The 12,038-nt window shown below is 54.2% G+C and carries 9 protein-coding genes; 4 read left to right on the forward strand and 5 right to left on the reverse strand.

Features of this window, described 5'->3' with window-relative positions; genetic code table 11:
* Positions 1–63 precede the first annotated feature (63 nt).
* The gene (locus U5L07_16835) at positions 64–1,050 is read left to right on the forward strand and encodes an MBL fold metallo-hydrolase (protein ID MDZ7833412.1); all 987 of its coding nucleotides are present in this window, start codon (positions 64–66) and stop codon (positions 1,048–1,050) included.
* A gap of 132 nt (positions 1,051–1,182) precedes the next feature.
* Here the strand turns inward: U5L07_16835 and katG are convergent, their stop codons facing one another.
* The 4 genes from katG to U5L07_16855 all read right to left on the reverse strand — a co-directional run bounded on the left by katG (position 1,183) and on the right by U5L07_16855 (position 7,757).
* Entirely contained in the window at positions 1,183–3,381 is a 2,199-nt protein-coding gene (gene katG, locus U5L07_16840) for a catalase/peroxidase HPI (protein MDZ7833413.1), read from the reverse strand.
* Between the two features lie 537 nt (positions 3,382–3,918).
* Entirely contained in the window at positions 3,919–5,202 is a 1,284-nt protein-coding gene (locus tag U5L07_16845) for a citrate synthase (GenBank protein MDZ7833414.1), read from the reverse strand.
* Positions 5,203–5,470: 268 nt separating this feature from the next.
* Complete coding sequence (gene recN, locus U5L07_16850) at positions 5,471–7,192, reverse strand: DNA repair protein RecN (GenBank protein MDZ7833415.1); 1,722 nt, start codon at positions 7,190–7,192, stop codon at positions 5,471–5,473.
* Complete coding sequence (locus tag U5L07_16855) at positions 7,182–7,757, reverse strand: hypothetical protein (GenBank protein MDZ7833416.1); 576 nt, start codon at positions 7,755–7,757, stop codon at positions 7,182–7,184. Before U5L07_16855 ends, recN begins: the two co-directional genes overlap by 11 nt.
* A gap of 236 nt (positions 7,758–7,993) precedes the next feature.
* Here U5L07_16855 and U5L07_16860 point away from each other — a divergent pair, with 236 nt between their 5' ends.
* From U5L07_16860 to U5L07_16870, 3 genes are all read left to right on the forward strand, one after another.
* Positions 7,994–8,479, forward strand: a complete 486-nt coding sequence (locus U5L07_16860; GenBank protein MDZ7833417.1) for a four helix bundle protein — start codon at positions 7,994–7,996, stop codon at positions 8,477–8,479.
* Between the two features lie 187 nt (positions 8,480–8,666).
* On the forward strand, positions 8,667–9,341 hold the full coding sequence (locus U5L07_16865) for a hypothetical protein (GenBank protein ID MDZ7833418.1): 675 nt from the start codon (positions 8,667–8,669) through the stop codon (positions 9,339–9,341).
* 327 nt (positions 9,342–9,668) lie between these two features.
* Complete coding sequence (locus U5L07_16870; GenBank protein ID MDZ7833419.1) at positions 9,669–11,183, forward strand: PAS domain S-box protein; 1,515 nt, start codon at positions 9,669–9,671, stop codon at positions 11,181–11,183.
* Positions 11,184–11,216: 33 nt separating this feature from the next.
* Here U5L07_16870 and U5L07_16875 read toward each other — a convergent pair whose 3' ends face one another.
* Positions 11,217–11,975: a hypothetical protein gene (locus U5L07_16875; protein MDZ7833420.1), complete on the reverse strand. Its 759-nt coding sequence runs from the start codon at positions 11,973–11,975 to the stop codon at positions 11,217–11,219.
* Between the last annotated feature and the right edge of the window lie 63 nt (positions 11,976–12,038).

Genomic DNA, 12,038 nt, shown 5'->3' on the forward strand with positions numbered 1-12,038 from the left:
AAGCGGATTCGGCGTATTTAATTTTTTACCATTTATTCTAAAACCCAAAAGGAGCGCCAGCCCATGGCAGAAGAAATATTTCCCAATCTTTTTCGGATACAGGTCCCGCTGCCCGATACCCCGCTCAAATATTTAAACTCATATGTGATAAAGGCAGAGCCGCGCAGCCTGATCATAGACACGGGGCTGAACCATGACGCATGCCTGACCGCCATGCACGAGGGTCTGGCCGAAATCGGCCTGGACCTCAATCAGGCGGATATTTTTATCACCCACCTGCATGCGGATCATTTTGGCCTGGTCGCTAAACTGGCCAATGAAAACACCCGCGTGTTTTTCAACCGTCCGGATGCGGAAATCATCGAAAACTGGCAGGGGTTTGAGCCGATGATCCAATATGCCGTAAAAAACGGCCTGTCCGAGGAGACCCTGCGGCAATCGCTCAACAAACACCCGGGCCGCAAATTCGGCACGGACTGGCGGCCGCCGCTTAGCATTCTGACCGACGGCCAGCAGATGCAGGTGGGCGGCTATCAATTTACCTGCCTGCACACGCCGGGTCACACCCGGGGCCATATGTGCCTGTATGAACCGGAAAAAAAGATTTTAATCGCCGGCGATCATATTTTAATCGATATCACGCCCAATATTCAGTGCTGGACAGAAGAAGACGATCCCCTGGAAAGCTACCTGGAAAGCCTGGACAAGACCCGCGCCCTGGATGTTGATATGGTGCTGCCCGGCCATCGCCGGCTGTTTGAAGACTGCCGGGCGCGCATTGATGAGTTAAAAGCCCACCACTACAATCGTCTGGAAGAGGTGATCGAGATTTTGGCTGAAAAATCCCCGCTAAACGGTTTTGAGACAGCTTCTTACATGACATGGGATATTGAGGCCGAAAACTGGGAGGCCTTTCCCCCGGCCCAGAAGTGGTTTGCCACGGGGGAAGCGATTTCCCACCTGCGCTATCTGGAAAACGCCGGCCGGATTTCCCGGATGACCGATGATCCGGTGATTACCTATGCCCTGGCGGACAGTCATTGGGAATGATCTGTTGAGGTTATGCCCCGGAGATCAATGGCAGCAGGGAGGCTATGTCAAAAAAAGCGCGGCCTTTCACATTGTATTGAAACGCCGCGCTCATATGTTACTGACAGCTTCTGTGAGCGTTTCTGCCTGCGATCAGGCAAGATCGAAACGGTCAAGGTTCATTATCTTGTTCCATGCCGCTACAAAGTCGTGTACGAACTTCTCCTGGGCGTCCTCACATGCGTAGACTTCTGCTATGGCGCGGAGCTGTGAGTTCGAACCGAAGATCAGGTCAACGCGGGTGCCGGTCCACTTGAGTTCGCCGCTTTCGGTATCACGCCCCTCGAATATGTCTGCGTCTTCGCCGGTTGACTGCCACTCCGTGCGCATATCGAGCAGATTTACGAAGAAGTCATTGGTGAGCGACTCCGGCTGCTTGGTGAAGACGCCGTGCGGGGACTGCCCGAAGTTGGCATTCAAAGCGCGCATACCACCAACCAGAACCGTCATCTCAGGAGCTGTCAGCGTCAGCAGCTGCGCCCGATCAATCAGCAGCTCCTCGGCCGATACGGCAAACTTGGCTCTCTGGTAATTACGGAATCCGTCAGCAGCAGGCTCGAGCACCGCAAATGACGCCGCGTCCGTTTGCTCCTGGGAGGCATCCGTACGTCCCGGGGTGAATGGAACGGTCACATCGTGACCGGCATTCTTCGCCGCCTGCTCGACACCGGCACAGCCGCCCAGAACAATCAAGTCAGCGAGCGACACCTTCTTTCCGCCGGACTGAGCGCTGTTGAACGCCTGTTGGACGCCCTCAAGGGTTTCCAGCACCGAGGCAAGCTGTTCGGGCTGGTTGGCTGCCCAATCCTTCTGCGGCGACAGACGAATACGCGCCCCGTTTGCGCCGCCGCGCATGTCGGAGCCGCGGAATGTTGACGCCGACGCCCAGGCGGTATAGACCAGCTGGGAGATCGACAGGCCCGAGCCAAGGAGTTTGCCCTTGAGGTCTGCGATGTCCTGGGCGTCGATCAATTCATGATCGACCGCAGGTACCGGGTCCTGCCAGATCAGTTCCTCAGCCGGGACCTCCGGGCCGAGATAGCGCGAACGGGGGCCCATGTCGCGGTGGGTCAGCTTGAACCATGCGCGGGCGAATGCATCCGCGAATTCCTCGGGGTTTTCCAGGTAGCGCCGGGCGATCGGCTCGTAGGTCGGATCGAACTTCAGCGAGAGGTCCGCGGTGGTCATCATCGGCCGATGTTTCTTCGAGGGATCGTGCGCATCAACCACCATGTCTTCATCATCCACGTCCTTGGCCAGCCATTGATTCGCCCCGGCCGGGCTCTTGGTCAGTTCCCACTCATATTTAAACAGCACTTTCAGATAGCCCATATCCCACTGGGTGGGGTTCGGTTTCCATGCGCCCTCGATGCCGCTGCCGATGGTATCGCCGCCCTTGCCGCTGCCGAAGCTGCTCTTCCAGCCGAGTCCCTGTTCCTCAATGGGGGCGGCCTCTGGGTCAGGACCCACATGCGCGGCATCACCTGCGCCATGACATTTTCCAAACGTATGCCCGCCGGCGACAAGCGCGACGGTCTCTTCGTCGTTCATGGCCATTCGGGCGAAGGTCTCCCGGACGTCATGGCCGGAGGCGACCGGATCCGGATTTCCGTCCGGGCCTTCGGGATTCACGTAGATCAGGCCCATCTGCACGGCCGCCAGGGGGTTCTCCAGATCCCGATCACCGCTGTAACGGCTCTTGGGCTTGTCGCTCGTAGCCAGCCATTCTTCTTCGGCGCCCCAGTAGACATCTTCTTCCGGCTCCCAGATGTCCTCACGCCCGCCGGCAAAACCAAAGGTCTTGAATCCCATCGACTCGAGTGCGCAGTTGCCGGCCAGGATCATGAGATCGCCCCAGGAGATTTTCCTGCCGTATTTCTGCTTGATGGGCCAGAGCAGTCGGCGCGCCTTGTCGAGGTTTACGTTGTCGGGCCAGCTGTTGAGGGGCGCAAAGCGCTGGTTTCCGGTCCCTCCGCCGCCGCGGCCGTCGCCCATTCGGTAGGTGCCTGCGCTGTGCCATGCCATACGGATGAAGAGCCCCCCGTAGTGACCGTAATCGGCCGGCCACCAGTTCTGCGAGTTGGTCATCAGCGCATAGAGGTCCTTCTTTAAGGCCGACAGGTCAAGTTTCTTGAATTCTTCAGAGTAGTTAAATGCCTCGCCCATGGGGGTGCTCTTGGCAGAATGCTGGTGAAGAATCCTTAAGTTCAACTGGTTCGGCCACCAGTCCCGGTTCGACATGCCGCCCTTGGCAGTGGATCCCATAACCAGTTGTTTGTTATCATCATTCATAAATTTTTCTCCTTACCTTGTGCGAAATTATGGTCCGTCATTTTATGAATATAGTTCTTCTGAGTCCGTCTATCCAATAAATTTAGGTTCACCAAAAGCATTTGTGGAAAAAATATTAATCAGTAAGAATGATGGACTCGTAAAAAGCCGTCAAGAATGGGGAAGCACAGGATGTGGGGGTGACTTAAGGGGATGGGGCAGAGTCCCGGATTACGGGCTTTTCTGTTTGACTGGGCTGAGGCCACGGTGAATTTGTTCTGGCGAACAACCCCATAACCATGGGGTTTCTCGCATGTAAGGTCGGCACGGTGGCCGACCCTACAAAATGTCGGCATTGTCGCGAAGGGCGGGCCACCGTGCCCGCCTGAAAAATAGATAGAACAAATTTACCGTGGGGCTGAGGCAATTTAGGTTGCATAAGGAGGTTTAGATTCCATGGAGCCCACTTATCTTGTCAAATCTTTCCAAATGGCTTCCATCAATCTCAGTTTTTTTCTTTGCCGTCCCGGAATCGCCCTTTTACGAGTCCATTAAAAATCACGCCCGATCCTTGATCGGTATATACGGCGCCTGATTGGGGCCCGTGTAGATCTGGCGGGGCCGGCAGAGCTTCTGTTCCGGATCAACCCGGTTTTCCTTCCACTGGGCCAGCCAGCCCGGCAGCCGCCCGATGGCAAACATCACGGTGAACATGTTGGTGGGAATCCCCATGGCTCTAAGCAGAATACCGCTGTAGAAGTCCACGTTGGGATACAGGTTGTGGTCGATGAAATAGGCATCGCTCAATGCAATCTCTTCAAGTCTTTTCGCGATGTCCAGCAGCGGATCTTTAATATTTAACTTGGGCAGCACCTTGTCGCACACCGTTTTCATGATCTTGGCGCGCGGATCATAGGTTTTATAGACCCGGTGCCCGAATCCCATGAGCCGGAACGGATCGGTCTTGTCCTTGGCCCGGGTGATCACCTCTTCAATGGCCAGTCCTTCCTGCCAGATTTTGGACAGCATCTCCACCACCGCCTGGTTGGCGCCCCCGTGCAGCGGCCCCCAAAGCGCGGCAATGCCGGCGGACAGCGAGGCAAAGATATTGGCCTGGGCGCTGCCCACGGTTTTGACCGCTGAGGTGGAACAGTTCTGTTCATGATCGGCGTGCAGAATCCAGAACACATTTAGCGCTTGCACCAGGTCCTGGTCGATCACATAGGGCTTGACCGGCGTGTCAAACATCATGTGGAGAAAATTGGCGCAATAGGTGTAATCCGGGCGCGGATAGATCACCTTGTGCCCCCGGGATATTTTATAGGACATGGCCGCCATGGTGCGCACCTTGGAGAGAAGGCGCAGGAAAATCAATTCAACCTGCTCGTCGGTTTCCACCAGTTCCGGGTAGAAGCTTCGCAGCGCATTGACCATGGCGGACAGAATCCCCATGGGATGCGAGGCCCGGGGAAAGTTCTGATAGAAATTCTGCATATCCTCGTGAACCAGGGAAAAGTCATTTAACATCACGCTGGTCCGGGTCAGCTCCTTGCGGGTCGGCAGCCGGCCGTTGATCAGGAGATAGGCGGTCTCCACAAAGGTTGAGTTTGCGGCCAGTTCCTCGATGGGAATGCCGCGGTAGCGCAAAATACCCTGCTCTCCGTTCATAAAGGTGATCTGGCTTTTGCAGGCGCCGGTATTGCCGTAGCCGGGGTCAAAGGTCACATATCCGGTTTTCTGCCGAAGCGCCCGAATGTCAACGGCCTTTTCGCCTTCCGTACCGGTAATGACCGGCAGCTCCAGTGTTTTTCCGTCAATTGTCAGTGTGGCGTACTCAGTCATCTTGGATATCCCTGAACGCTGATTTGTTTGATGGTTGACAAAACAATCATTTAAGCTAAAAAACAAATATTTATATCCTACCCTGGATAAAGGGTCAAGGGTTTATGGCAGGGCCGGATAATTTTTGCCTTCCCGGGGCGAGGAAGATGCATTTTCAGCACGGTAAATTGCTTCCACCAATTTTTCAGGCAGGCACGCTGGCCCTCCCTTCGCGATTGGCGACATTTTGTAGAGTCGGCCACCGTGCCGTTACATGCTAACGGATGAGTTAGTTTATGCTTGAGACTTTTCTCCGCTTGTCCAGCATCTCCCGGGCATGCTGGCGCGTGGTTTGGGTGATTTCCGCGCCGCTGATCATACGGGCAGTCTCCTCCACCCGCTCCTCGTGGGAAAGCTCCTGGATAAGGGTCCGGGTTCGGCGGGCACGGATTTCCTTGGATATTTTGTGGTGATGGTCACCGAACTTGGCGATCTGGGCCAGGTGGGTGATGCAGACCACCTGATGGAGCCGGGCGAGCTCGGCCAGTTTTTTGCCCACCATTTCCGCTACTTCGCCGCCGATGCCGGCGTCCACTTCGTCAAAGATAAGCGTCGATGGCGTGTCCGTATCCGCCATGATGGCCTTAAGCCCCAGGATGACGCGGGAGAGCTCACCGCCCGAGGCAATGGCGGAAAGCGGCCGCAGGTCCTCCCCCGGATTGGGGGCGATCATGAATTTGGCCCGTTCCATCCCCGTCTCGGAGATGCCGGTCTGGTCCACGCGCAAATACGGGGATTGGGCCTGGCTGGCTGGGATTTCTTCAAACACAACGGAAAATTGGGTGTTTTTCATTTTAAGGGAGTGGAGTTCGGCCTCGATTTTTCTGGAAAGCCCATCGGCTGCCTGCCGGCGATGTTCGGAGAGGGTTTGGCAGAGCTGTGCCAGATGCGTTTTCTTTGTTTCTATTGCCTTTTCCGTTTCGGAAATCTCGCCCGATAGGTTTTCCAGGTCGGAGAGCTCATGTTCAATTTTTTCCCGGTAATCGAATATCGCCTCAAGGCTCCCCCCGTATTTTCGCTTAAGCCGGGTCAAATAATCCAGCCGGGACTCGATTTCCTCCAGCCGCCGGTTGTCAAAACTGATGCGGTCGGCATAGCCCCGCAGCTGATCGGCCACATCCTCCACCCGAAAGGCAATATCCGCCAGGGCCTCCGATGATGGGGAGAGTCCGGAATCAATGTCTGCAGCCTTTTCAAGGGATTTACAGATTTCAGACAGCCGCTCATACACCGCGCCCTCCGCGCTGTATAGGGTCTCCGTCCCCTGGCAGACTGTTTGATAAAGCATCTCCGCATGTTTTAGCCGGGAAAGCTCGTCTTTTAGCTGTGCATCCTCATCCGCGGCAATGGCGGCATCATCGATCTCCTGCTTCTGATAGCTGAGCAGTTCAATGCGTTCATCCTGCTGCTGCCGGGAATTTTTGAGATCGTTTAGTTTTTCAATCCGGGGAACGATGTCGTGATAGCTATCATAAATTTTTTTGCGAAGCGGCATCAGCCCCGCAAACTGATCCAGAATCAACAAATGCTGGGATTCTTTGAGCAGCCGCTGGTGCTCGTGCTGCCCGGAGATGGCGGCCAGGTTGTCCGTAACCGCGGAGAGCAGCTGCATGGTGGCAAGCCGGTCATTGATATAAATTTTATGCCGGTCCCGGCTGGAGATAATCCGCCGGATCAGGAGTTCCTCCGGTTCCTCATAGCCGTTTTCCGAAAGCACCTGCCGGGCCGGGCTGTTTTCCGGAAGATGAAACAGCGCCGAAAGTTCCGCAGTTTCCGCCCCGGTCCGGATCATCCTGGCCGACGCCCGGCTGCCCAAAAGCAGATTTACCGCATTGATAATAATCGATTTGCCCGCCCCGGTCTCGCCGCTTAGGATGGTGAGTCCATCCGAGAACCGGATGGTCAAATCATCAATGATGGCGAAATTTTTGATGGTCAGCTCACTGAGCATTTTGCTTCGGGTTTTTGGCCGGTTGGTTATCACATGTTAACTGCGGCAGGGGTGCCACTGACTGGATGACGCCTGAGAGCTTCTGCTCCAGCACGGCATAGGAGTAAAAGCGGCTGGCCACATTATAGTTATGCTCGACCATGTGCTTGCCATACATTTCATCCTTCAGCACCCTTTTGGCCTGCTCAATGGCCTTGGTATTGACATAGCCGTCCAGTTCAATGGCAAGCTCGATGCCCTTTCGCTTGATCACCCGGGTGGGCTGCAGAATAAAGTATTCATCGTCTTTGATGCCAAAGGACTTCCGGACATCCGAGGCGAATTCATCCGGCTGGGGCGGGGGATTTTTAAAATGCGCCTTTTCGCACAGGTAGGAGCGTTGGGACGGGGTCTCGAGTTCCCCGGCAAAATAGAAGGATTTTATCCCCTGTTTTTCAAGGACGTTAGCCAATTTTAGGGTTTCCAGGGACACGCCGTCGGTCCCCGCGATCCGGGTGGAAATAAATCCGGCGTGCACGGTGGTGGTGCAGAAGAAGCATTCACAGTTGTCCGGGTGAAAATTCAATAGGGGGTATTCTTTAAATATTTGTCGTTATTGGGCAAAGAATTGAATTTGGCCGGCGAACCGGCCGGTGGCCTCCCGATAAAATTATTTTACCAGGATTTCAATTAACTTTATTATTATATGGAATATAATGAGATTGTCAAGCAAAGCGAAACCGCCGGATTTTTTGAAAAAGCCCGTTATGCGGCCGCCCTGCCTGCCTGAAAAATTTACCGTCCGATTTGCCCAGGGCTAATTTGTTCTGTATCCAAATCGAAATCGCTATCGGGATCGGGATCGAAAAAAATATGACCCTTGGACACGAAAAACTGGACGTCTATCGCCTTTCAATAGGCTACGTTGCATGGGTTTACGAGAAGGCCGACAGCCTGAACGGAGTCCATCGGCCCGCCCGGGATCAATGGCTTCGGGCCAGCCAGTCGATACCGCTCAATATCGCCGAAGGTAATGGCAAGACCGCGGAAGCCGACCGAAGGCGTTATTTCGAAATCGCTCGTGGCTCCGCGCTTGAGTGCGCGGCGATTCAAGATGTGCTGGTTGTCGGCAAGGCGCTGGACAAGATGGAAAGCCGGAACCGCAAGGATGAACTCGACCGTATGGCCGCGATGCTCAGCCGTCTCGGCGGAAGAGGATACCAAGTTCGAAAGGATCAGGAAGTCTACAGCATCGATTTCGATCCCGATAGCGATTTCGATCCCGAGGAAAACGAATCCCAACCTTAGCGTTAACAGGACCGGGGGTATGGATTTTGCGGTTAGAACAAATTAGCCGTGCCGATTTGCCGCCTTGTGCTTTACAATAGCCTGGTAATGGCGGTAAAATATACGTCTCTAAATTTTAGGGCGTCGTATCTGTATCAGCGACCCCGTATGAAGGCCAGTTTCAAGAAAGTGGGGATGTCGGATGCAAATGAGCAGCAATAGGGGGGCCGTGTTTATGCGGGTGGTGATCCTGCTTCTTCTGGTACTGGCCGGAATTTTCGGGGGCGCCCTGTTTTACGGCACCAAAACGGTCCATGACCTGTTTGAAAACAACCGGAAACTCAAGCAGGCCATTGCCAACCTGACCCATACGGATCAGATCGGCTATGCCAAGGTGATTGGTCAGGAAACGAAAAACGGCACCCTTTATACCACGCTCCGGTTTGTGGAAACCGCCCGGGACAACAAGCAGGAGCAGGTGCTTACGCGGCAGTATACCATTGAAGGCGATGTGGTGCACTTTGATGCGCTCATCGTGACATTTGATGACCAGATGGTGATGGGCGGCGGCAAGCGGGCCCTGTACTTATGGCGAAGGGTTTACGGCGAGTACATGGCGCCTTCCGAGGGATATCCCATAGAGACGGCCGCCCGGGCGCCGGCCCGGTATGCGGATTTTTTGGATCAGCTGCCGGTGGATGCGCAGGAGATGTTCTGGGATGCGATCTGGAATCTGGCCAATGATCCGGAAGCCCTGGAAAAACATGGGATCAAGGCGGTTTACGGCAATGCGGTTTATAAAAAACTTCGGCCCGGTCTGATTTATGTCTTTAAAATCAGCGCCGGCGGGCAGGTGTATCCTGAATCGGTGCCGGATTTGTAACTGATTGACGGCTTCGCAAAAAGTCCAATATCTTTGTTGCGCTGCATCCCTCGGAATTTTACGTACGAGTAAGTACTCTGCATTCCTCGGGATTTGCGCGCCGCGATCTTGAACTTTTTTCTTTGCCGTCCCAGAATCGACTTTTCACGAGTCCATCAACTGATTGTTCGTACTCGGTCACGTGTAAATTGACTAATAGATTTTTACGCATATATTTTCTTTTTTTCCTTGAAAAAAGGGGCGAAATTTATTAATTACTGAGTTGGAATGTTAATAGAGCTGATTTACCGTACTATGCAGTTGCCTCATATTCAGCGGTGATTATTTATGCACGCGCCCCGGGTCAAAACCCTGTTAGCCCATAAAGCCTCCCTTGAGAGCATTTTTGATGCGCTTCCCGCACTGATCTACTGCAAGGATACCCAGGGCCGCATTGTTTGCGTCAACGAAACATTTGTGGCGCAATTTAATATGAAAAAAGCCGATTTTGAGGGAAAACGGGTTAAAGACCTGTTTCCCCGGACAGCCGGTCATTTGATGCGTAATGATGCGGATATTATTGAGACCGGAACCCCCCAAAAACGGATGTTTCTCTCCTATGAAACCCCTGCCGGCGAGCGCTGGGCGCATACGTATAAATTCCCCTTCCGTGATACGGACGGGACGATCATCGCCATTATCGGGTATGCCACCGATATTACCGAGATCAAGCAGATGCAGGATGAGCTGAGGCAAAGTGAGCAAAAGTACCGCAATTTTTTTGAAACCGCCCTGGACTGTATCTATATTACCGCGCTGGACGGCACCATTTTAGAGTCCAATGATGCGGCCCTGGACATGTTTGGCTATGCCTCCAAAGAGGAATTCATGCAGGTGCCGGTCCAGAATCTGTATAAAAATCAGGAGGACCGGAAACGGCTTCAGGAAAAGGTTGCGCGGGAGGGGATGGCGGATCGCTTTCCGGTTGATCTGCTGCGAAAGGATGGCTCGGTGGTCCACGCGTTGATCACCGCCCTGCCGGTAAAGGATGCCGGCGGCCGCATTTGCGGATACCAGGGAACCATCCATGATGTGACCGAGCTTAAGGAGGCGGAGGAGCAGAAGAACCTATTGGAGGCCGAACTCCGGCAGGCCCAGAAGATGGAAGCGGTGGCCAAACTCTCCGGCGGCATTGCCCATGATTTTAACAACCTGCTCTTTACCATCATGGGAAGCATCGAGCTGGCCCAGAGTTTTACGGATACAGGCCAGGCAAAACAGCTCGATCGGGCCTACCGGGCCTGCCTGGAAGCCAAGCAGCTGATCCGGCGGTTCCTTGAGCTCTCCGAAAGACCGCCTGCTGCAAAATCCAAGGGTTCCATTGCCGAGATGATACAGCACGCCCTGAGCAGCCGGATCGATACCTCGGACCGGATTCATTATAAACTCCAGATCGCCGGCGGCCTCTACCGGGCGGCCTTTGTCTATGATCAGATGCTGCAGGTGATGGAAAACCTCTTGTCCAATGCGGAAAACGCCCTGGTCGATGGCGGCACCATCACGGTTACCGCCAAAAACATCGAACTGGAGCACGGTCTTCCGGATAAGGGCAAACCCCTGGCACCGGGCAAGTATGTAAAGATCAATGTGTCAGACACCGGGGTGGGGATCCCGGCGGAGCAGATCGATAAAATCTTTGACCCCTATTTTTCCACTCAAAAAACCCCCGCCAACAAAGGCCAGGGTTTGGGCCTTACCACCGTATACGCCACAATAAAGCGGCATAAAGGCGGCATTACAGTGGACTCCACACCCGGAGAAGGCACCACCGTGACCCTTTATCTGCCGGCAGCAGAGGTTTGATCGACCCAGGGCCGCCTGGTCGGCCGGTGCAGCTTATGCCTGGCCGGCCATATCCCCGGACTCGATCAGCATGCCCATGTTAGTGGCGAGTTTTTTCACTTTTGCCGCATCCAGTGTTTGCAGCTGACTGCCGGATAAAAAGTCAAATGTGGTTTCCTCAAGAAAGAGCGAGGGGTTTTGCCGGCACAGGTAATAGAGAAAGTTTCGAAACAAGGCGATGGGTTTTTCCAGCTGTTTAATGGGAAAATCATCGTACTTGATGTTTTCGATATGGCAGGCTACAGGCCGCGCCTGTTCGTCAATAAAGAGGAGCAGGGTGTTTTTATCATCCACCGTATAGGCGGTTAGGGCGGTGATCCGATCATAGGCCACATCCTCAAAATCCGGTATATTTAAATTCAGGCCGTTGGCTGAGGCGGATATCTTATCCAGCATTTGCGGGGAAAAGCGTTCTTCCTCTTTGTGTCTCAAGTGGATGGGCACCACGCGGGGTTCTGTCCTGGCCGCCGGTTCCTCAGGCGGGGCCGCCGCCTGCTGCCGGGGTGTCACGGCTTCCGGCGCCGGCGGATCCATGCGGCAGACAGCGCCCGCGGATTCAATGGCCCGCACGTATTTCCGGGCGGTTTCAATGTCGGTATCCTTTTTGATAACGACATTATTGCGCTTTAAAAGCCCGTCGATTTTTTCAGGCGTGGTTTTAAAGAGTTTGGCCAGACGCGGTTTGACCTCTTCAATGGATTTGCCCTGGCTTAGTTCGCCTGTCATTAACACCCGGTAATTGGTATCAGCCATAATGTCATCCCATGGTTGGCGGTTGGCATTGATTATTTTCGTTAGTTTATGCAATAACGGGCT

This window comes from Desulfobacterales bacterium, from assembly GCA_034520365.1.
Taxonomy (GTDB): Bacteria; Desulfobacterota; Desulfobacteria; order Desulfobacterales; family Desulfosalsimonadaceae; genus M55B175.